22 protein-coding genes and 1 pseudogene are annotated in these 19,594 nt (G+C 51.5%); 9 read left to right on the forward strand and 14 right to left on the reverse strand.

Annotated features, from left to right (window positions below; translation table 11 throughout):
- Positions 1–40 precede the first annotated feature (40 nt).
- The 4 genes and pseudogenes from EBB_RS04035 (at position 41) to EBB_RS04050 (ending at position 2,698) form a co-directional block, all read left to right on the forward strand.
- Positions 41–1,330, forward strand: a pseudogene (locus EBB_RS04035) (NAD(P)H-binding protein).
- Positions 1,327–1,800, forward strand: coding sequence for a DUF2269 family protein (locus EBB_RS04040; protein WP_192392582.1), 474 nt, complete (start codon positions 1,327–1,329; stop codon positions 1,798–1,800). The pseudogene EBB_RS04035 and the gene EBB_RS04040 overlap by 4 nt, the downstream one beginning before the upstream one ends.
- Before the next feature lie 3 nt (positions 1,801–1,803).
- Positions 1,804–2,385 carry a DUF4166 domain-containing protein gene (locus EBB_RS04045; protein WP_225587229.1) on the forward strand — a complete coding sequence of 194 codons (582 nt, stop codon included), beginning with the start codon at positions 1,804–1,806 and terminating at the stop codon, positions 2,383–2,385.
- A 28-nt stretch (positions 2,386–2,413) separates the two neighbouring features.
- A complete protein-coding gene (locus EBB_RS04050; RefSeq protein WP_192392583.1) occupies positions 2,414–2,698 on the forward strand; it encodes an SRPBCC family protein in 285 nt (94 codons plus the stop codon).
- Between the two features lie 78 nt (positions 2,699–2,776).
- Here EBB_RS04050 and EBB_RS04055 read toward each other — a convergent pair whose 3' ends face one another.
- A complete protein-coding gene (locus EBB_RS04055) occupies positions 2,777–3,853 on the reverse strand; it encodes an alkene reductase (protein ID WP_192392584.1) in 1,077 nt (358 codons plus the stop codon).
- A 489-nt stretch (positions 3,854–4,342) separates the two neighbouring features.
- Between EBB_RS04055 and EBB_RS04060 the strand changes: the two genes are divergently transcribed.
- Positions 4,343–4,606 carry a hypothetical protein gene (locus EBB_RS04060; RefSeq protein ID WP_223146797.1) on the forward strand — a complete coding sequence of 88 codons (264 nt, stop codon included), beginning with the start codon at positions 4,343–4,345 and terminating at the stop codon, positions 4,604–4,606.
- 204 nt (positions 4,607–4,810) lie between these two features.
- Here the strand turns inward: EBB_RS04060 and EBB_RS04065 are convergent, their stop codons facing one another.
- From EBB_RS04065 to EBB_RS04085, 5 genes are read right to left on the reverse strand one after another with little or no spacing between them, the layout of a single operon-like run.
- Positions 4,811–5,029, reverse strand: coding sequence for a DUF3820 family protein (locus EBB_RS04065; protein WP_192392585.1), 219 nt, complete (start codon positions 5,027–5,029; stop codon positions 4,811–4,813).
- Positions 5,030–5,086: 57 nt separating this feature from the next.
- Entirely contained in the window at positions 5,087–6,133 is a 1,047-nt protein-coding gene (locus EBB_RS04070) for a bifunctional nicotinamide-nucleotide adenylyltransferase/Nudix hydroxylase (protein ID WP_192392586.1), read from the reverse strand.
- 10 nt (positions 6,134–6,143) lie between these two features.
- Positions 6,144–7,841 carry an NAD+ synthase gene (locus tag EBB_RS04075; RefSeq protein WP_192392587.1) on the reverse strand — a complete coding sequence of 566 codons (1,698 nt, stop codon included), beginning with the start codon at positions 7,839–7,841 and terminating at the stop codon, positions 6,144–6,146.
- Positions 7,842–7,860: 19 nt separating this feature from the next.
- The gene (gene pncB / locus EBB_RS04080; protein ID WP_192392588.1) at positions 7,861–9,051 is read right to left on the reverse strand and encodes a nicotinate phosphoribosyltransferase; all 1,191 of its coding nucleotides are present in this window, start codon (positions 9,049–9,051) and stop codon (positions 7,861–7,863) included.
- A gap of 9 nt (positions 9,052–9,060) precedes the next feature.
- A complete protein-coding gene (locus EBB_RS04085; RefSeq protein ID WP_192392589.1) occupies positions 9,061–9,909 on the reverse strand; it encodes a cysteine hydrolase family protein in 849 nt (282 codons plus the stop codon).
- Between the two features lie 158 nt (positions 9,910–10,067).
- On the opposite strand from EBB_RS04085, the gene EBB_RS04090 reads away from it, so the two are divergent.
- Positions 10,068–10,736 (forward strand): NUDIX hydrolase, encoded by a 669-nt coding sequence (locus tag EBB_RS04090; protein WP_225587231.1) that lies wholly within the window; start codon positions 10,068–10,070, stop codon positions 10,734–10,736.
- Here EBB_RS04090 and yfbR read toward each other — a convergent pair.
- The 4 genes from yfbR to EBB_RS04110 all read right to left on the reverse strand — a co-directional run bounded on the left by yfbR (position 10,731) and on the right by EBB_RS04110 (position 13,859).
- Positions 10,731–11,354, reverse strand: coding sequence for a 5'-deoxynucleotidase (gene yfbR / locus EBB_RS04095; protein WP_192392591.1), 624 nt, complete (start codon positions 11,352–11,354; stop codon positions 10,731–10,733). The two genes, EBB_RS04090 and yfbR, sit on opposite strands and share 6 nt — an antisense overlap.
- Positions 11,354–12,139, reverse strand: coding sequence for a retropepsin-like aspartic protease family protein (locus EBB_RS04100; protein WP_192392592.1), 786 nt, complete (start codon positions 12,137–12,139; stop codon positions 11,354–11,356). Before EBB_RS04100 ends, yfbR begins: the two co-directional genes overlap by 1 nt.
- 421 nt (positions 12,140–12,560) lie before the next feature.
- Positions 12,561–13,016: a hypothetical protein gene (locus EBB_RS04105; protein WP_020484205.1), complete on the reverse strand. Its 456-nt coding sequence runs from the start codon at positions 13,014–13,016 to the stop codon at positions 12,561–12,563.
- A gap of 420 nt (positions 13,017–13,436) precedes the next feature.
- Positions 13,437–13,859 (reverse strand): hypothetical protein, encoded by a 423-nt coding sequence (locus EBB_RS04110; RefSeq protein WP_192392593.1) that lies wholly within the window; start codon positions 13,857–13,859, stop codon positions 13,437–13,439.
- A 215-nt stretch (positions 13,860–14,074) separates the two neighbouring features.
- Here EBB_RS04110 and EBB_RS04115 point away from each other — a divergent pair, with 215 nt between their 5' ends.
- A complete protein-coding gene (locus EBB_RS04115) occupies positions 14,075–14,887 on the forward strand; it encodes a sulfite exporter TauE/SafE family protein (protein WP_192392594.1) in 813 nt (270 codons plus the stop codon).
- A 67-nt stretch (positions 14,888–14,954) separates the two neighbouring features.
- On the opposite strand, the gene typA is transcribed toward EBB_RS04115, so the two are convergent.
- The 4 genes from typA to EBB_RS04135 form a co-directional block, all read right to left on the reverse strand.
- Positions 14,955–16,763: a translational GTPase TypA gene (gene typA / locus EBB_RS04120; protein ID WP_192392595.1), complete on the reverse strand. Its 1,809-nt coding sequence runs from the start codon at positions 16,761–16,763 to the stop codon at positions 14,955–14,957.
- Positions 16,764–16,869: 106 nt separating this feature from the next.
- A complete protein-coding gene (locus tag EBB_RS04125) occupies positions 16,870–17,262 on the reverse strand; it encodes a rhodanese-like domain-containing protein (RefSeq protein ID WP_192392596.1) in 393 nt (130 codons plus the stop codon).
- Between the two features lie 12 nt (positions 17,263–17,274).
- A complete protein-coding gene (locus EBB_RS04130; protein ID WP_192392597.1) occupies positions 17,275–17,844 on the reverse strand; it encodes a class I SAM-dependent methyltransferase in 570 nt (189 codons plus the stop codon).
- Positions 17,841–18,743 carry a LysR family transcriptional regulator gene (locus EBB_RS04135; protein ID WP_192392598.1) on the reverse strand — a complete coding sequence of 301 codons (903 nt, stop codon included), beginning with the start codon at positions 18,741–18,743 and terminating at the stop codon, positions 17,841–17,843. The genes EBB_RS04130 and EBB_RS04135 overlap by 4 nt, the downstream gene beginning before the upstream one ends.
- 142 nt (positions 18,744–18,885) lie before the next feature.
- Here EBB_RS04135 and EBB_RS04140 point away from each other — a divergent pair, with 142 nt between their 5' ends.
- A complete protein-coding gene (locus tag EBB_RS04140) occupies positions 18,886–19,086 on the forward strand; it encodes a hypothetical protein (RefSeq protein WP_192393628.1) in 201 nt (66 codons plus the stop codon).
- Positions 19,087–19,269: 183 nt separating this feature from the next.
- Entirely contained in the window at positions 19,270–19,590 is a 321-nt protein-coding gene (locus EBB_RS04145; protein ID WP_171697187.1) for a phosphoribosyl-ATP diphosphatase, read from the forward strand.
- Positions 19,591–19,594: the final 4 nt, after the last annotated feature.

The raw sequence follows: 19,594 nt of genomic DNA on the forward strand, positions 1-19,594 counted from the left end.
CGTTAATCTGCTCCTGCCTCTCAACATTTGGAGCAAAACCATGAAAGTTCTATTAACCGGCGTGACCGGTTTTATCGGCTGCGCCGTATTACACGACTTGCTGCGACAGGGCCACCAGGTTACGGCTTGTTGCCGCCATCCCGAACGTCTACTGATCGATAATCCAAACCTGATCCGGTTAAAATTGGATTTTGCCCAGGCCTGCGTGATCGACTCCTGGCTACCGCATCTGCAAGCTATCGACGCAATCGTCAATTGCGTGGGCATTATTGCCGAGAACAACAACCAAAGCTTTGCCCAGTTACATAGCCAAGCACCGATAGCCTTGTTTCAGGCAGGAGCGCAAGCCGGGGTCAAAAAGATCGTGCAAGTTTCGGCTCTGGTTGCCGACGCAGGTGCCGAATCAAATTACCACCTCAGCAAAAAAGCTGCCGACGATGCATTGCGTGACTTGGCCGTGGACTGGTTTGTACTGCAACCGTCGCTGGTTTATGGACCCGGTGGGCAAAGTAGCGGCTTGTTTCATGCGTTTGCCGCTTTACCCGTGCATGTTCTACCGGATGGTGGCCGCCAGCTTTTGCAACCCATTCATATCGCCGATGTAGCCGCCACCGTCTGCCGTTGTCTTGAGCCGGTGGTCTCCGGTCATAAGACCTTGGCCTTGGTAGGCCCCAGCCCGATCAGTTATGCGGACTGGCTGCAAGGGCTTAGGCGACGATTATGCAAACCAACGGCCAGAACTTGCTCCGTACCTTACCAACTTGCTCTGAGCATGGCGGGTATGGGCAAATGGCTAAACGAGCCGATTGTCAGCAAAGACAACCTAGCGATGCTGAATCGCGGCAATAGCGCGGATCCAGCGCCGCTCACCCAGTTCTTGGGTCGAGCGCCCATCGACTTGAACGAGCAATGGTTTGCGCAACCGGCCAGCCAAGCAGAGCGTTGGCATGCGGGTTTGTATTTTCTCAAGCCTTTATTGCGATACACGATTGCCTTCGTTTGGTTATGGAGCGGTATCACCTCGCTGTTTTTCTATCCGCATCAACTCAGTTACCAGTTGTTAGTGCCACTCGGCATTTCCGGCGTGGGCGCGCCAATGACTTTATACGGCTTGGCAGCCATGGATATTGCCTTGGGTTTGGCGACCTTAGCTCGGTTTAGGGTCAGCAAGCTCATGCTTTGGTAGTTTTGGATCGTCCTGGGCTATAGCCTGATAGTGGCCGCATGTTTACCGGAATTTGTATTCCACCCGTTCGGACCGCTGTTGAAAAATCTGCCGTTTTTAATGTGCTTGTTACTTGTCAGAGAATTGGAAGGAGAGCCGTCATGATGTATTTATCTTTAAAATTGATCCACATCCTCAGCGCCATCGTGCTGTTTGGCTTGGGTTCCGGCACGGTGTTTTACAAAGTAATGGCCGATAAAAGCGGCGATCATGCGGCAATTGCCACGACCAGCAAGCATGTAGTGCTGGCCGATTGGTGGTTCACCACGCCGACCGTGATTATCCAACCTTTAACCGGTGTGTTATTGGCCGATCAATTGTCGGCTTCGTTCGGCGACGGCTGGCTGTGGTGGACATTGCTGCTGTATTTAATCACCGGGCTGTGCTGGTTGCCGGTGGTGATTTTGCAGATCCGCATGCGCGACATCGCCGCCGAGTCACTGGCACAAGGCCGCCCCTTACCTTATCTGTACCACTACTATTCCAAGATTTGGCTATGTTTGGGCCTGCCGGCTTTCTTCGGCATGATAGGTATCACTACCTTGATGGTATTTCATAATTCACTCTGGAGCTAAGCCATGTCTGTATCATTAATGCAAAAAGTGTTGGGCGACGACTGGCAACAATTGCCGGAGGTTATTCAAAGACATTATCGAATTAGCGACGGCCAACAAAGCCGGCTAGTGGGTGTGATGGAGATAGGCTATCCGGGTTATCTGTTTCCGTTGATTTGGCTGATTCATTTGTTCGGCGGCTTGTTGCTTTGGCGCGGGCAGGCGGCGCAAGCCGAAGTGGACAAGACCGCCGTTGGCGAACTCTTGCATTGGCAGCGGACGATGACCTATGCGGACGGTAAAACCGACTGCTTTAGTTCGCGGATGAGTTATGCGGCTGACCACGAGTTAGTCGAACTGATAGGCTTTGGCTTTGGTTTGCACTTACACGTCAGCGTTGAAAACGGCGAATTGCTGTATCGCAGCAACGGTCATTTCTGGCAATGCGGTTCGCTACGCCTGAATATTCCAGACTGGTTATTGCTGGGTTCGGCAAGCATCAGCGAACGTGCTGTTTCAAAAGACGAGTTTTATCTGGATTTCAGTATCCGTCATCCTTGGTGGGGAGTGAGTTATTACTACCGGGGAAACTTTCGCTATTGTTGATAGGGTTTATCGATGGGAAGGGTTGCTAATGACCGGGATACAAATGCTGCTTTTCCCAAGCTTGATGCGCCGTATGCATGTCCGCAAAGAACTGGATATGGCGGCGCAACCGGAGCGGGTTTGGGCCTGGTTGCTTCAGGCATCATTGCGGCTGAGCGCGAACAGTTGCGACGTGTTGACTGAAGAAACCCTGCATGGCTGGCTGGCGCGTCTTGGCCAACTGTTTTTACCAAAGCGGATGTCCAAATATCAGCAAATTTGGCTGGAGTCATTGCAGGCCAAGGCTTTGTCTGGATTTCCGGGGGGCGATTAAGATCTCTCTGGGAGAATCGCAACCGACTGGCGTGTAACACGTGTGGTTCCCGCCTGCGCGCGGGAACCACAAGATTTTTTAGCTCACTTCCGCTACCAGACTCGGGTAATCGGTATAGCCAATTCTCGGATCCTGCCCCGCGGCGCCATAAAAGGTTTCCGCATGGTAGGGGTTAAGAGCCACATTCAGTCGCAGGCGCCGGACTAAATCGGGATTGGCAATATAATCCTTACCAAACGAGACGGCATCGGCTTCGCCGGCCGCAATGACTTGCTGCGCGGTCTCCCGATTAAAGCCTTCGTTGGCAATCAACACCCCGCCGAAACGCTTTTTCAACGCCGGGCTGATACGGTTCTCTCCGAGCGATTCTCGGGTAAAAATGAACGCAATGCCGCGTTTGCCCAATTGCTCGGCTAGATAGCCAAATGTATTTAACGGATCGGAATCACCCATCGTATGCGAGTCGCCTCTGGGCGCAAGATGCACACCCACGCGACCGGGTCCCCATACCGAAATGGCAGCGTCCGTCACTTCCAGCATCAGACGGGCGCGGTTTTCCACCGAACCACCGTAGGCATCGGTTCTTTTATTGGTGCTGTCTTGCAAAAACTGATCTAACAGATAGCCATTGGCGCCGTGAATCTCCACACCGTCAAAACCGGCACGTTTGGCGTTTTCCGCGCCTTTGCGGTAAGTCTCGACAATGCCGGGAATCTCGCTGATGTCCAAGGCTCTGGGAGTCACGTAGTCTCGCATCGGGCGGAGCAGGCTGACATGCCCTAGGGGCGCAATCGCGCTAGGCGCGATGGGCAGCTCGCCATTTAGGTAATCCGGATGCGACACCCGGCCGACGTGCCAGAGTTGCAGGAAAATTCGTCCGCCGGCTGCATGTACCGCTTGGGTTACCTTGGTCCAGCCCGCCACTTGCTCTTCCGACCAAATGCCGGGCGTGTCCGGATAGCCCACACCTTGCGCGGAGACACTGGTGGCCTCGCTTAAGATTAACCCGGCATCCGCTCGCTGTGCGTAGTATTCGGCCATCAATTCGTTGGGTACCCAGCCGGCGCTGGCCCGGCAACGCGTTAAAGGTGCCAGCACGATGCGGTTAGGTAAATTGATGTCCCCCACTTTGATGGGCTCAAACAGGTTGCTCATATCGTCTCCATGTTAAATGCAATTGTTAGCTGTTTTACCTGACAACATACTATCCAGCCAGATATTTTATGGAAATATGCAATCAGGCGGAACCATTCATACCGAGCGCGGAAAAGTCAGCTTAAGAATATTCGTCAGTTAAGAGATGTTTAAGCCTGCGAGAGAACAATGAGCCGCAACTGAAGATCCCGGATAAGGAGGATTTATGTTCAGGCTTACCACGCTATTGGCAATCATCTTGCTATTTTCGAGCGCAACATTTGCGCATGACGGCAACTGGGGCGGCAGACATCATCATAATTATCAGCGCGATAACTATGGGTATCACTATAACAATCCATATTACCGGGCGTATGTGCCGCCGCCCGCAGTCGGCTATTACCAGGCCCCTGCAGATTATTACGGGTTGCCGCCAGTCAGAGGGTTTGTCTATCAACAACCCATACCCGCTCCGCGTTGTGATCGGAATATACGGCAAGGGTGGTAGTCGTGAACACGCGAATACGCCTTGCCCTGATGTTTTTGAGTCTGACGATGCTGAGCGGTTGTGTGGCTTACGCACCCTACGCCGAGTCCTATCCCGCGACATATACGCCGTATGGTTACGGTAGCTATGGCTACAGTTACGGCTATTCGGCGCCTGTTGTGCCGGTCCCTGTGCCAATGTTTCGCGGCGGGTGGGGATACGGAGGCCATAGAGGCTATGGAGGCCATTACGGTCACGGGCATTTTGGCCGCCATGGGCATCATTAAGCTGAGTTTCAGCTAGGTCGCACGTGACATTATGTCGCATTCCCGGCATTAGGAAACACTGATATTATACGCACCATTGCAGAGATGTTCAGCGCAATAACTTCCTCCCTCAATCCGGCCTCGTGTCGGAATTTTTTTGCCTAAAAATTAGCCTTCTGATGCCGGGTAAATAAAGACCAGTCACATTAAGGACCAGCTTAATAATCAGGACCTGATTTGTCTGAGCGGCTCGAGCAAAGGTTTTAGGCCGTTGTGATCCATTTCCTGCATCAATGCCAATAGCCTGCCTAGTTCACCGGTAGGAAATCCCTCGCGCGCGAACCAATTAAGGTAGTGGCCGGGCAAATCTGCGATAACGCGGCCCTTGTATTTGCCGTAAGGCATAGTAACACTGACCAGCTTTTGTAAATCTTCGGGTTTCATGGATGAGTTTCCCGGCTATTCCCTATGACCTGTTAAGCTTTAATAAAGTGCATCGTCCTACTTGGCTTGAAATGACAGGAGGTTGCATAAGATAGCGAAATGGTCTTCAAACAGCGTTTCTTCCAGCGCCGGCAGTTGCGTTATGGGTATCCAGGCCACGCTTTCAAGATCGTCCGCCGCTTTTATCTCTGGCCAAGACCCATCAAGCCAAGGAATTGTCAAAGCAAAGTGATGCGCATGCGTAATCACGCGTCCACGGCACGATCTTCTGGGGTGGGAAAAAACTTTAACCTGTTGCAGGCAGTCTCGCAAACTGGCATCCGGCACGTTCAGGCTGGTTTCTTCTTTCAATTCGCGGATCGCGCCTTGCAGCAAGGATTCGCGTTTTTCCAGAAAGCCGCCGGGGATAGCCCACAAGCCTTTGCCGGGATAATATTTGCGCTTGCCCAGCAACACGTGATCGTTGACAGTGACTACCGCATCGACGGTGGTGGCAATAATATCCCAGGGAATGCTGGCATAGACTTGATTCTCTTCAGCGATTTTGGCGTATTCGGCTTTTAATACCGCGTACTCGGGATTCTTTGCCCAATCATTTAAAAAATCCCGCACCGGCACAGAAATCCGGCTGGCGATGTTTGCCAATGCGGTCTCCGCGTTTTCTGCCGCAAACAATTGTTGGCGTAGCGCCGTCGCATCAATATCCAGCTCGGACTTTATCGCCTCCATCGACCAATCGGGAAAATTATCCAGGTAGTAAGTGGACTCGTCTTTGTTAAAGCCGACTAACGCAACCCGTTCGCCGTCGGCCACACATGCACCAACTTGCCGCCTAACATCGGCATTCCACAGCGTGTCGTCGTAATAATCCCGCACCGGTAAAAATGTCAGGCGGGCTTGCTCGCCCTCCGGCAGCGTAGCGGCGATCATGGCAGCCCGTTCGGTCCATTTAAACGGATTGCGGATGTTTCTGGACTGAAAGGATGAGCCGACGATTACCAGCACCTTGTCAGCAATCTCCAAGGCCCGGCGGGTTAGTTGCTCGTGTCCTTTGTGATAAATTTGGTAACGGCCAATCACAATGGCTTTTTGGTATTTAGTCATCGCTCTAGCCTTAATGCTTGGCCGCTATCGGCATTTGCCGGCCGGCGCCAAACGCTCTGGGTCGCACCCGAATAATGGGCGGTGCTTGCCGGCGTTTGTATTCGTTGCGGGCTATCATGCCGACGATGCGCTGGTACACCGCTTCGCCGGCGGCGGTGGTTCGATAGCCAGCCACAAACTCGCGGGCTTGTTGATATTCGTGGTCAGCCAGCTGCTTGCCTTCGATCAGCAGTTTCAAGATTTCATCCAACACCTCGTAAGGCGGCAAGCTATCGGTGTCTTTCTGATCGGGCGCCAATTCTGCAGAAGGCGGTTTGGTTAAAATCGCTGCGGGAATAATCTCGCGATTGGCGCGTTGGTTGATATAAGCGGACAGGCGATACACCTCAGTTTTGTACAAGTCGCCGATCAGGCCCAAGCCGCCGTTGGTGTCGCCGTATAGCGTGCAATAACCCACCGATATTTCGCTTTTGTTACCGGTGGTGAGGACCATCGCGCCGGAGTGGTTGGAGTACGCCATCAGGATGGTGCCGCGCAGCCGAGCCTGTAAGTTTTCCAAGCTCAAGCCGCGCAAATCGTCGCTAAAACTGCTGTGAAATTGCTCGGCAAAATCATTCACCAATGCCTTGATCGGATAGCTGAAAAGCGGTACACCCAAAGCCTCGCAAAGCAGTTGCGAGTCGCTCACCGAACCGCTACTGGAAAATGCCGACGGCATCGTGATAGCAATGACATTTTCCGGCCCCAAGGCCTCTGCAGCAATCGCAATCGTCAACGCCGAATCAATACCGCCCGACGAACCTACGACCACTTGTTTAAAGCCACAGCGCCGCACGTAGTCCCGTAAACCCAGCAGAATATGTTGCAGAATGAATTCCTGATCATTATCTGTTTGAGGTTCTGCCGGTGGCGGACTGATTTGAAATCCGCCTTCTGCAAAACGCAGCGTGTCTATCACGGTTTGGAAAGCCGGCCATTCGCGCGCAAGTTCGCCATCGGCATTCACGGCAAAGGAAGTACCGTCAAATACGATGCTGTCTTGTCCACCGACTTGATTGACATACAGTATCGGCAAGCCATGTCGGCGGGCCGCGCCGCAAATCACCTGATGCCGTTGGGTGCGTTTACCGATATTGGACGGGCTGGCATTGATGCTGACCACCAAGTCCGGGTTGATCAGGGCAAGTGCTTCGTAAGGATTAACCGGATAATCGTCGGCATTATCGTTCCAGCCGTCTTCGCAAATCATCAGCCCGACCTTGTAGCCGCCGATCTCGATACTCACCGCACCCTGTTGACCCGGTTCGAAGTGGCGGCGCTCGTCGAAAATATTGTAGGTGGGCAACAGTTGCTTGTGGTATTCCGCAATGGTCTCGCCGTTATGGATGGCAATTAGCGCGTTATACAGCGGCTTGCCGGGCCCGCTTGCTTTTATGGGCGTACCGACAATCGCAATGAGGCCCGGAAATTGTGTCGAGAAAGCGGTCAGCTCCGCCAACGCCTCGTAGGCTTTGCGAATAAAGGCCGATTCGTTTAACAGGTCGCCGGGGTAATAACCGCACAAGGACAACTCCGGGAATACCAATAGTTGCGAGTGCTGCGCGGCAGCTTGGCGATAAGCATCTTTGGCAATCGCCAAGTTGCCGGCAAAATCGCCGACCATAGGATTGATTTGGGCGATGGCGACGGTCAAGGGATGTTTAGACATAACAATTCCTATGCAGAATTTAGGCGTAGTGATTAAAAATCTGCCGCAAGTAGGCAATAAAGGTTTGGTCGTTGCATAAAGTCTTGCCGGGGGCATCGGATAATTTCGCCACCGGGTCGCCGTTGCAGCGCACCAGTTTCATCACAATATTCAAAGGCTTGGGGCCGCCAAGATCGTTGGTTAAATTTGTGCCGATCCCAAAGCCCAATTGAATGCGGTCAGCAAAGTGCTGATAAAGATTGATTGCCTTGGGAATATCCAATCCATCGGAGAACACCAAGCGTTTGCCATGCGGATTGATGCGTAGTTTTTGATAATGGCCGATGGCTTTTTCACCCCAAACCACCGGGTCGCCGGAGTCATGGCGCAGGCCGTCAAACAACTTGGCAAAATACAAATCAAAATCGCGCAGAAAGGCATCCATGCCAATGGTGTCAGTCAACGCCACGCCCAAATCGCCGCGAAACTCCTGTGCCCAATCTTCCAAGGCCATGCGTTGAAATTCGCGCAGCCGCACCACATGCGCTTGGTAAGATTGCAGATATTCATGCGCCATGGTGCCGATCGGCGTTAAGCCAAATTGTTTGGCCAGATACACATTGGACGTGCCTTTAAACAAGCCGGGCACTTCGGCTTGAAAGGTCCGCACCACTTCCTCTTGCCAGCTACCCCAAGCACGCCGGCGCAAACCAAAATCGAAAATTTCAAAGGCATGGGTTTTTGCGGGTTGCTCGGCAAAGGCTTTAAGAGTGGCTAATTTTGCCTGCAAGCGGCGGCGGCCTTCCGCCAATAACGCAGCATGGTCGAAGCGGCGAAAATACAGCTCCGAGACGATGTACAAACAAAATATCTCGAAATTCATCACATGCACTTGCGGACCCTGGGCTTGAATTCTCAGGATGTCGCCTTCGGCAAATGCCTTGATGTATTTGCTTCTAAACCGAAACAAGGACAGGAATTCGATGAAATCGGGTTTTAAGTAACGTAGTTTGGCTAAGTAGGCCAGTTCGTCGTCGGCAAATTGCAGCGAACAAAGGTGGTCCAGCTCTTTTTTGACATCATCCAGCAAGTCGGCCAGCGGATATTCCGGCGTACTCCGGCAGATAAAATCGTATTCGGCGCTGGCTTCCGGCCGTTTATGCAGCATGGTTTGCCACATCGGAAATTTGTACAAGTCGTTTTCGAGCAGGCTTTTGACGATGGGAGTCATGTGCATTCCTTAGTTTTTGCTATTTTCGGAGACAAGTTCTAATGCAATTTCGGCGCTGGTTGCCAGACGAATGTCTTGTGCGCGCAGTTCGGTAAAAAATTGTTCGACGGCTGCTTCGAATCCACTTACAGGACTCATGCAGTCAGTCAGGATCACCAGCTTGCGTTTTAGCTCGGCGGCGCCGAACTGCAAAATGTCGCTGATCGTTTCTTTGACGCAGTGGCTGCTGGCTTGGCCGGCGATTAATAAACGATCCGACTGAGCGAGCATTTCCAGTACGGCCTGATTCAACTGCGTGGCCGGATCGGCAGGGGCCGGGATGACGGCTTTTAGTGCGGAAAAGCTTTCCGTCCAAATGTTTTCGCCTTTTTGCACCAGCGTAACGGGCTTGGAGGTTCGCGTTTCCCAATGGCTTAAGGCTTGCGCCAACTCGGGGTTAAGATTGTGTCCCGGCGTCCCGATTAAACAGTGCGGTGGCCAAAGGATAAAAGACCGCTGCATCTGCTCCAGTTGTTGCAGGTAGTTTAGAGCATAATCGTTTTGCTCCGGTGACACCGTTGTGCCGGCTAGGCGATAACGGCCCGCTAAAAAGTCAGTGGCGGTCACCCGGGAAAATGGCGGTGGCGCTACGCCATCTTCAGTTAGCCAAGAGCTGTTGTGCGCCAGATCGATCATGTGATGGGTATCGAGCGTGGCGATAACGCCGTTAATGGCAAGTCCGGCTTGCTCAATTAGCTGCGCCAGTCTCAGGCAATCCTGATAGGCGCCCGGCACGGGTAGAGCCGGGGCATACTCTTCGGGGGCGTGATCGCAAAAATCGTTTTGCGCATCGATGATCAGTAATTGAGTGTTTGCCATGAGCTTTAACCTGCGACGAGTTTTGAGATGGGCTTAGCTTAATCATGTTAGTTACATAATGCAACTAACAAAAATTTATCGTAAGCTCTTTTGCATGCCGGTATAGTTATAATTCTTTACTAAGTAAGATGCCTCACGTCGCCCAACTCAATATTGCTATGCCCGAGCCCATTATTTCAACTGTTGATATTGTCTTGCTGATCATCCAAGAGGACCGCTTGTGCGTCACGCTGTCCAAGCGCGACAAAGAACCCTACGCAAACCAGGAAGCCTTGCCCGGCGGGTATATACATGCGCAAGACGATAGGGATTGCCTGGACGCCGCTGTACGCATCCTGCAACAAAAAACCGGTTTGCTGCCACCCTATTTAGAGCAACTGAAAACCTTTGCCGGCGCAGCGCGGGACCCGCGCGGCTGGTCAATCTCGGTGGTGTATTTTGCTTTGGTCGATGCCGATTTGATCTTGTCCGCAAACCATCCCGGCCTGACTATTTGTGCAGTGGATGCCTTGCGGCGCCTACCGTTTGACCATAACGACATCATTGCCGCCGCGGTGGAGCGGATTCGTAACAAGTCGCAGTATTCCTCCTTGCCTTGTTACTTGGCCGGTGAAACCTTCAGTCTGCCAAGATTGCAAAAGATTTACGAGGCTTGCTTAGGCGAAACCCTGAATAAAGTCAGTTTTCGACGAAAAATGGAGGAACTGGGGGTGTTGGAAACAGTTGAAGGGCAAACCGAATCCGCCGGCGCGCATAGGCCCGCGCAGCTTTATCGGCTGAAAAGCGAATTTAAAAATCAGTTGAAACTATTGGTGCGCGGATTATAGAGTCCGGCCTTTTTCGGAATCGCTTTTTTGTATTAAGCCATCCAGGGTCAAGCCGCAACTCGGCGCAAAAGCCCGCATAAAAAACACCACTTCCGGCTGTTGCAGTTCGTGGATATTTTTAGCCAGTTGCTCCGCGGCCATCTCAAACTCGGTATTGCCGGCTTTGAGTTCGGCTTTGCATTTTAGATAGGCGGAAATCTTGTCGGCCGCTTTAATGATTTGCTGATGAGCCTCCGGCAGGCTTTCGTGTTGAATAAATGCGCGAAAATCCTCGCGCAATGCCGCGGGCAACAAATTCAACAATTCGGTCTCCGCTTGGTGCTCGATTTGCTTGTAGGCATCCAGAATCGCCGGCGAGTGGTATTTGATCGGCGTCGGCAAATCGCCGGTAATCACTTCTATTACATCATGATACAGCGCGGCGGTGGCGACCGCATTGGCGTCGAGTTGACCGTCAAAATAACGGTTTTTGATTAAGGCCAGCATGTGGGCAATCACCGCCACTTCCCAGCTATGCTCCATGACATTTTCTTCATGGGCGTTGCGCTTCAAACCCCAGCGCTTGATCCAACGCAAGCGGGAGAGGTATGCGTAGAAGCTGCTGCTAATGGCCGGCATTAATGATCGCTATAGGTTGTTGTGCAAACCTGGCGTTCATCGCAGTGCAAGGTTTTTTTGATGGTCGTGGGTTTTTTAGCAGATTGATTGGCGGCTAAGCTCTCCAGGCTGGCCATGGACTGATTCGCGGGTTTGATGCCGGCTTGGTTATTGGCTAGCAAGGTCAGCGTATTGCCGGCTTGGGTGATCTGGAAATATTTTAAAGTATTCATGCCAATCAACACTTCATCCAGGTGGTCGTTGATGTGCGCATCAAGATTTTTAATGACGGCACTACCCAGAACCAGACTTGAGATTTGAGTCGCGCGATCCGATACTTTGCCGCCGGCAGTATTGGATTGCACCACGCCGCCGAACGGCAAACCGGCTTGGATTGCCATGCTGCTTGGAATCACGGTTTTGGTCGCCCCGGTATCGATCAGAAAAGGCATAGGTACGTTATTGATTAACACCGTACCGCGAAAATGGCCTTGCGGGTCGGTTTTCAAGACAACGCCACCGGCTTTGGGGGAAATCAGATTGGATTGTGGTTGGGCTTGCGGAGCAATAGCCACTGGTAGCGGTATGTCAGCCTGCCTTTTGGCCTTTTCGAACCGCAAAAAGGCATCGGCGCCGTACCACAGCGCGGCAATGGTTAAGACCGGAAACAAAAGATAGCGAATGCCGCTGTTACTTGATTTTCCGCGACCCCGCTGAATCGTCTGATTGGCGACAAAATCAGGACCGCCAACTTTAGACGCTTGTTTATATTTTTCCCGATAGTAGTCGCGATCCTGTATACCCATGTTCTGTTCCGATAATCTGCGTTCAGCGATAAAACTCGTAACATTCTCAGCTACGTGCCGATTATTACCTAAAACACATCATGCCGGTGAGCGGGAAGTGAGAAAACTGCATATCGATACGGAGCATCCGAGACCGAGAGATAATCAAAAATCTGGATCTCCGCATGAGTGTGGCGGGCGTTTAAGGGAAACCAACTATTCGAAGTTAAGGACAGAATTAGAATTCAAGGTCGATCATGGTTATTCCAAACTTTATATTAGCCAAGCCCTTAAATTCCCTGATACCGTCATTCCCGCGTAAGCGGGAATCCAGTGTGAAAACCGAGCTCCTGCTTACGCGGGAGCGACGATATTTGAGGGCCGGGTTAATAAACTGGGTTTCGCTTGGCTCAACCCAGTTCTATGCCGATCAATCCACCGGTTACGCGAAATACAACGCACGCAGTTCACTCTGCGATGCAGCGCTTAACTCTTTGCCATCGCTTTTGCGGGTGACTGTGTACACACCTTTGCCGAGAACGATTTCCTCGCCATCGCTGGCAAAGCCGACGACATTATGATTGGCGTCGAAAGGAATACGATGCAGACCGCCGTTGTGGCTGTTGAAGTCGGCGATAATGCCCATATGCGGCGGGTTTTTTACCGAATCCCACCAAGGCAGTTTGCCGGCATCCTGCGCCCAAGTTTCACTCAAGGCTTCCGGAGGCAGGCAACGTTCGACCAAGTACTGGCCGATCACAGCAAATTGCATACGGGCGATTTTCTCGGGTTCGGTGCCGACCATATCCCGAGTTTCCAGAATATCACCACTCAGAAACGCATCGCTTTTTGAAACAACGCGGTTCCAAGTGCCGTCAAGATTTTTGTGTTCAAACATTTTATTCCCCTTAGTCGATTTGATTTGGACAGGCATTAACCGCCAAGCAAAATCATGACCAATTTCCGCCAGCTGCAAAATTCGGAAATAACTGTTTGTTTTTAAAACTTAACGCGGCTCTGAGTAAGTCCATCACCAGGCTCAAGGCGAACCATATGTTATTGATTCCGTTCGTGGTGAGCTTGTCGATCCACTAGTGCGACCAGCGTGTTCAGCGTGTCCTTGTAAACAGAAAGTCGGCACTTTCATGGCAACCCCCAAGCCCGCCAAAAAGCCTATCTCCGGGAACGCTTGCCAACTGTCCGACAATTTATCGAATTCCCGACAAAAACGCTCAGAATCATAAGGTAAGTCTTAGTGAAAAAATGTCGAAAGCCTGATGCCATTTTTCATGCTAAGGATCAATAATTCGTTTTACAGCTACCAGCGTCCGCGAGGGTGATTCTCGAACCCCGGCATTTGCTGCGGTTGCGGAGGGTAGACGAAACCCCTGACTGGCGGTAATCCATAATAATCGGCTGGAGCCTGATAGCCGGTCGGAGGCTGCGGAATGTAGCCCCGATAACCACCTCGATAGCCCTGAAAACCCTGATTGCCTTGATTTCTTTGATAGTCTTGATAATCACGATCACGATCACGATCACGATCACGATCACGATCACGATCCTGGTCATAGTCATTGCTGTAATCGTCTCGGCGATTGTATTGCCGCTGTTCGGGTTGCTGCCGGTATTGTCGTTGCTGCGGCTGTTGACGAGGCGTGTAGACCCAGTCATCTTGATCACCGAAGGCCGTACCTGACAACAGCCAACCAAATACCAATACTATCGCCTGCCTAACCATAAATCCTCCTAAAGTTGGATTTTAGTGAATACGCGTCAGTTTACTAAAAGATGGCCTCGGGCTCAGTCATTTCGGTATTGAGCAATAGTGCGCTCAGGCTGATAAATATCTAAAAATTAAATATACATATGCAATTTAATCATTAATAAGCTGAGTGGCGGCGCTGGCATAATGAAGCCACTTATCGAATATTATGAAGTTTAAGGTGATTGTCTATGAATTTAATGTATACGGCATCCGGGTTTTTCGTGGGTATGCTGGTGGGTGTTACCGGTGTTGGCGGCGGTTCGTTGATGACGCCGCTTCTGATCTTTTTGTTTGGCTTTAAACCCGCCGTCGCGGTAGGGACGGATTTACTGTATGCGTCGATTACGAAAACCGCCGGGGTGTTTGTTCATCACGGCAAGCACGGTTCGGTGGACTGGAAAATCGTCGGCTGGTTGGCGCTGGGTAGTTTGCCGTTTGCCGGTATAACTTTGTATGTGCTGAAAAATCTGATGGAGGTCGGCAAGGAAGTGACCGGCGCGATTACCTTTACCTTAGGTGTGGCGCTGTTACTGACGGCTCTGGCCTTGCTGGTCCGCAGCATTTTGTTGCGTAAAGCTGCCAAGACTGCGGCAATCGATGACGAGCATAGTAATCAGGAAAACAGCGGCCGCTTTTCCCCACGCTGGGAAAAAATTGCCACGGTGTTTACCGGTGCGGTGCTGGGCGTGTTGGTGACATTATCCTCGGTTGGCGCCGGGGCTTTAGGGACTGTGGCTTTGCTATTTCTGTATCCTAGAATGACCACCTTGAAAATCGTCGGTACCGATTTGGCGCATGCGATTCCTTTAACCGCCGTGGCTGGTTTAGGGCATTTGAGCCTGGGAAATTTTGATCTGGATTTGTTGATCAGCTTGTTGCTGGGGTCGGTGCCGGGGATCTGGATCGGCAGTCATCTAAGTGCGAAGATTCCCGAATATTTTTTGCGGCCGGTTTTAGCGACTTTGCTGCTGGTGATAGGCTTAAAATTCGTGTTGCAATAAGCCCAATCCGGTTTTCTGAATAGAAAAGCCGTGCTCGTCTTTGCGACGAGCACGGCTTTTTATTTGACTATTTTGGCGCGCGCTTGCGTTCGTTTTCAGTCAATAAGATTTTACGTAGACGAATTGATTTAGGTGTCACTTCGACCAGTTCGTCATCGCTGATAAATTCCAAAGCTTGTTCCAAGGTCATTTTTTGAATTTTGGCGCAGGTTAAGCTGTCGTCAGTACCCGCGGCACGAATGTTGGTTAAAGGTTTGGGTTTTGTGGGGTTAACCACTAAATCGCTACTGCGTGAATGGATGCCGACTAATTGTCCTTCGTAGATTTCATCGCCATTAACCACCAGCAACTCACCCCGAGCTTGCAGTGGATACAGCGAATAATCGACCGCTTTACCCTTAGCCATGGAAATCAACACCCCGCGCACACGACTGCCGACCGCGCCTTCTTTCACGGGGCCATAATGGTCGAAGACGTGGTAGAACAAGCCCGATCCGGACGTGGCGGTCAGGAACTCGGTCTGGAAGCCCAGTAAACCACGGGAAGGCACGACATATTCCAAGCGGATACGGCCTTTACCATCAGGTACCATGTCTTTCAGGTCGCCTTTACGCTCGCCCAATTTTTCCATGATGGTGCCTTGGTGCTGCTCTTCCACCTCAATCGTGACGTTTTCAAACGGTTCCTGTTTGATGCCGTCAATTTCTTTGATGATCACTTGCGGGCGCGACACGCCTAGTTCGAAGCCTTCGCGGCGCATGTTCTCGATCAACACCGACAAGTGCAACTCGCCACGACCCGAAACCTTAAACTTGTCCGGATCATCGGTGGTTTCCACACGCAGAGCCACGTTGTGCTGCAACTCTTTTTGTAAACGGTCGTAAATTTGGCGAGTGGTAATAAATTTACCTTCTCTGCCGGCAAACGGCGAATTGTTGACCTGGAAGGTCATGCTCACGGTCGGCTCGTCTACCGATAGCGGCGGCAAGGCAACTACGTTGTTAGGGTCGCACAAGGTTTCCGAGATTTTCAGATTCTCGATACCGCAGAAGGCAATGATGTCGCCGGCTTGCGCGGTTTCCACTTCGACGCGTTCTAAGCCATGGAAACCGTACAGTTTCAGCATGCGGCCGCTACGGGTTTTACCATCGTTATCGACAATCGTTAACGGCATATTACGCGTGACTTTACCGTGTTGAATACGACCGATACCGATAACGCCGACATAGGAGTTGTAATCCAGGCTGATGACCTGCATTTGAAACGGCGCGTCCACTTCAACCGGCGGCGGCGCGACTTTATCGACAATAGTTTGAAACAGCGGTGTCATATCGCCGCCGGATACGTCGGCTTCCAAACCGGCGAAACCATTTAACGCCGAGGCATACACAATCGGGAAATCCAATTGTTCATCGGTGGCACCGAGGTTATCAAACAAATCGAAAGTTTGATCGACGACCCAATCAGGGCGGGCGCCAGGGCGGTCCACTTTATTGATGACGACGATGGGTTTTAAGCCCAAGGCAAAGGCTTTTTTCGTGACAAAGCGGGTTTGCGGCATCGGGCCGTCAACCGCATCCACTAACAATAAAACCGAATCCACCATCGATAAAACCCGTTCGACTTCGCCACCGAAGTCGGCGTGGCCTGGGGTGTCGACGATGTTGATGTGATAGCCGTTCCAGTCGATCGCGGTGTTTTTCGCCAGAATGGTAATGCCGCGTTCTTTTTCCAGCGCGTTGGAGTCCATCACCCGTTCGTCGACTTTAGTGTGCGCGTCGAAGGTGCCGGATTGCTGTAAAAGTTGGTCAACTAAGGTGGTTTTGCCGTGGTCGACGTGAGCGATGATCGCGATGTTTCTAAGTTTTTCTATCACAATAATTTACTAGATGATTTTTAAGGAACAGATAGGCCGAACGGACAAGCCGCACAGCGGGATTTAGTTTTGGTTTTCGCGCTGGCGCGGACCGATGGGCTGGGGATTAACTTTGTTGCCAAGGCAAGCCGTGAAAACGCCAGCCGCCGGTATTGCCGCGGTGTTTGTTTTCATCCAGCGGGCCTTCGAAGCCTTCCAGGATGTTGATCAGATGCTCGTAGCCCGCTGCTTCCAGGGCTTTGGCTGCATCTACAGAGCGCTGTCCGCTGCGGCACAGCAGTAGAATCGGCGCGGCTTTATTCGGGGCATGCTGTTGCACTTGCTCTACGAAACCCGTGTTTAACTGCATGCCGGGAAATTCTTTCCAGGCGACATGAACCGCTTGCGGCGGGTGGCCGACAAAGCTGTGCTCGATGGCTGTCCTGACATCGATCAGCACCGCTGCCGGATTAGTTTGTAATACAGCCCAGGATTGTTTGGGGTCGAGATTTTCTATCATTAATTTACCGCTTCATTTTTGCCCGATAAAACAGGCTTCGTTTCTATTGCCGAATCGCACATCGCCGAGTTTTGCGTATTCTTGGTAAAAAACCACGCTTAAGGAGCTGAATAGCCGCAATAATTCGTTGTTTGCCAGTAAGTACTCGGGATTGCTGGGGCCTTGTTGGTCAAGTTTGTTGCGGGTAAATGTTTGATAAAACAGCAGGCCGCCCGGTTTCAAGGCTGCCATTATCGCATTACACAGGGCTCGGTCAAGAAAACGACAGATGACAATCACATCGTAAGTCTGCGGCGCCAGAGTTTCGGCGCTGATATGGCATTGCCGCGTGGCGATTGGCAGGCCGTTTTCGGTAGCTTGTTGTTGCAGTATTTGTAAAGCGACCGGGGAAATATCCCAAGCGTCCACATCAAGGCCGGACTCGGCGAGGAGGAGGGCGTTGCCGCCCAGGCCGCAGGCCAAGTCCAGCGCTTTGCCTTGCTTGGGTAGCAGGTATTGAAGCTGGCTAAGGACCTCGGCAGGTAGTGGTGGAGAGCAGGCATTTTGGTAAATGGCATCCCATTTGTCTTGCAGGTCGCTCATCGGTTCATGCCGATTCGATGCGGTAGCCAGGCTTGAATAAACTCCAAAAACGAGCGTACTTTGGCCGACAAATATTTGCGGTGCGGGTACACCGCATAAATTTCCAGCGGCGCGATACCGTATTGCTCCATCACTACTTGCAGTCGGCCTTGCTCGATGTCGCGGCCAACAATGTAGCGCGGTAACATGATCAGGCCCAAGCCATTCACCGCGGCGTTGCGGATCGGATCGGCCATGTTGGCCTGCATCCGGCCCGTGACCGTGACCGTGCGTTCCCCCAGGATACCCTTGAAACGCCATTTGTTACGCGGCGGGATCGCCCAGTTGATCAAGCAGCTATGGTCTTCCAGGTCTTCCGGGTCTTGCGGCGTGCCGTGTGCTTTAAGATATTCCGGGGACGCGCAAACGACCAGCGACGAGCTGGCCAGCTTTCGGGCCACCAGGCTGGTGTCGTTGAGTTGTCCCAAATAAATAGCCAAATCGACGCCCTCATCGATTAAATCGACTTGTCCGCCTTTCAGCACCATCTCTACTGAGAGATCGGGGTAGCTTTTTAGATATTCGGTCAAGCCCGGCGAAATATGGCTGGCGCCGATGACTGGCGGCGCCAGAATTTTCAGGGTGCCGCGTGGCTCTGTTTGCAGGTGAGTGATCGCCGATTCCATCTCGGCCACGTCCAGTAGGACTTGTTGGCAACGCTCCAGATAAGCCTCGCCGGCTTCCGTCAGGCTTAAGCTGCGGGTTGTGCGATTGAATAAGCGCGTATTGAGTTCGCTTTCCAGTTGCATAATGTGTTTGGTAGCCATCGCTCTGGAAATATCGAGATCTTTGGCGGCTCCGGCAAAGCTGCCGGCTTTGGCGACGCGGACAAAGACATTCATGCTGGTTAGTTTGTCCATGGTATCTCCTGGAAAGTAAAAAATTCACCAAAAAGCGTTGACATTTTTATTGTTTCTAAATTGTATACAATTTATTTAGTAAAAGCCTAATTGTAAACTTTTTTCTATCCTGTATAGTGCGCTGCAACTGAAGAGCAAGTACATGAAGTCTTGTCAAGCGCAAGATTTAAAAATAGAGAATTTGAGCACAATGAACGACTTTAAAAAAGACATCTTAATAGGCGCTCTTTTTATCGTCGGTGTTTGGAGCTTTATTTCGGGCTTGTTCGTCATCTCCACTATGCTGTTCGCTGTCACCTCCATATTTAGCAATATGTCGACTAAGGCGCTGCTGAATAGCTGATCCAAGAATTTGTAACTACCTCCTGGTGTTGTAATAACGAGCGGAACCTCCTTCTAAGCACTCCGCTGGTTTTTTTGCCTCCCTCTGCGTAAGCATAGGGAGGCTTTTTTTTGCCGATAGATTTTTTTGGGCTGTTTCGGCAACGTGCTATGATTTTGCAATTTTCAATCCAAACAAAAGCTAATGAGCGAAGTTTTACAGCAATTGGCCGAGGTCCTTGAGCAGCGCAAGCTGCAAACCGCCGATCAGTCCTACGTGGCCAGTTTATACGCCAAGGGCTTGGATCATATTTTAAAAAAAATCGGCGAAGAGGCTACCGAGACGGTGATTGCCGCCAAAGACGGCGATAAGGATAAAATAGTGTATGAAACCGCCGATCTTTGGTTTCATTGCATGGTGATGTTAGCGCATCAGGAACTCGGGCCGGAACATGTGATCAGTGAGTTGCAAAGGCGCTTCGGATTGTCCGGTTTACAGGAAAAAGCGCAGCGCGATATTTCCTGATGGT

It is taken from the genome of Methylomonas fluvii (assembly GCF_014850975.1).
GTDB classification, from domain to species: domain Bacteria; phylum Pseudomonadota; class Gammaproteobacteria; order Methylococcales; family Methylomonadaceae; genus Methylomonas; species Methylomonas fluvii.

Coding starts and splice junctions, on each gene's coding strand:
- EBB_RS04040 (WP_192392582.1), top strand. CDS start 1,327: ATGATGTATTTATCTTTAAAATTGATCCACATCCTCAGCGCCATCGTG.
- EBB_RS04045 (WP_225587229.1), top strand. CDS start 1,804: ATGTCTGTATCATTAATGCAAAAAGTGTTGGGCGACGACTGGCAACAA.
- EBB_RS04050 (WP_192392583.1), top strand. CDS start 2,414: ATGACCGGGATACAAATGCTGCTTTTCCCAAGCTTGATGCGCCGTATG.
- EBB_RS04055 (WP_192392584.1), bottom strand. CDS start 3,853: ATGAGCAACCTGTTTGAGCCCATCAAAGTGGGGGACATCAATTTACCT.
- EBB_RS04065 (WP_192392585.1), bottom strand. CDS start 5,029: ATGAAACCCGAAGATTTACAAAAGCTGGTCAGTGTTACTATGCCTTAC.
- EBB_RS04070 (WP_192392586.1), bottom strand. CDS start 6,133: ATGACTAAATACCAAAAAGCCATTGTGATTGGCCGTTACCAAATTTAT.
- EBB_RS04075 (WP_192392587.1), bottom strand. CDS start 7,841: ATGTCTAAACATCCCTTGACCGTCGCCATCGCCCAAATCAATCCTATG.
- pncB (WP_192392588.1), bottom strand. CDS start 9,051: ATGACTCCCATCGTCAAAAGCCTGCTCGAAAACGACTTGTACAAATTT.
- EBB_RS04085 (WP_192392589.1), bottom strand. CDS start 9,909: ATGGCAAACACTCAATTACTGATCATCGATGCGCAAAACGATTTTTGC.
- EBB_RS04090 (WP_225587231.1), top strand. CDS start 10,068: ATGCCCGAGCCCATTATTTCAACTGTTGATATTGTCTTGCTGATCATC.
- yfbR (WP_192392591.1), bottom strand. CDS start 11,354: ATGCCGGCCATTAGCAGCAGCTTCTACGCATACCTCTCCCGCTTGCGT.
- EBB_RS04100 (WP_192392592.1), bottom strand. CDS start 12,139: ATGGGTATACAGGATCGCGACTACTATCGGGAAAAATATAAACAAGCG.
- EBB_RS04105 (WP_020484205.1), bottom strand. CDS start 13,016: ATGTTTGAACACAAAAATCTTGACGGCACTTGGAACCGCGTTGTTTCA.
- EBB_RS04110 (WP_192392593.1), bottom strand. CDS start 13,859: ATGGTTAGGCAGGCGATAGTATTGGTATTTGGTTGGCTGTTGTCAGGT.
- EBB_RS04115 (WP_192392594.1), top strand. CDS start 14,075: ATGAATTTAATGTATACGGCATCCGGGTTTTTCGTGGGTATGCTGGTG.
- EBB_RS04125 (WP_192392596.1), bottom strand. CDS start 17,262: ATGATAGAAAATCTCGACCCCAAACAATCCTGGGCTGTATTACAAACT.
- EBB_RS04130 (WP_192392597.1), bottom strand. CDS start 17,844: ATGAGCGACCTGCAAGACAAATGGGATGCCATTTACCAAAATGCCTGC.
- EBB_RS04135 (WP_192392598.1), bottom strand. CDS start 18,743: ATGGACAAACTAACCAGCATGAATGTCTTTGTCCGCGTCGCCAAAGCC.
- EBB_RS04140 (WP_192393628.1), top strand. CDS start 18,886: ATGAAGTCTTGTCAAGCGCAAGATTTAAAAATAGAGAATTTGAGCACA.
- EBB_RS04145 (WP_171697187.1), top strand. CDS start 19,270: ATGAGCGAAGTTTTACAGCAATTGGCCGAGGTCCTTGAGCAGCGCAAG.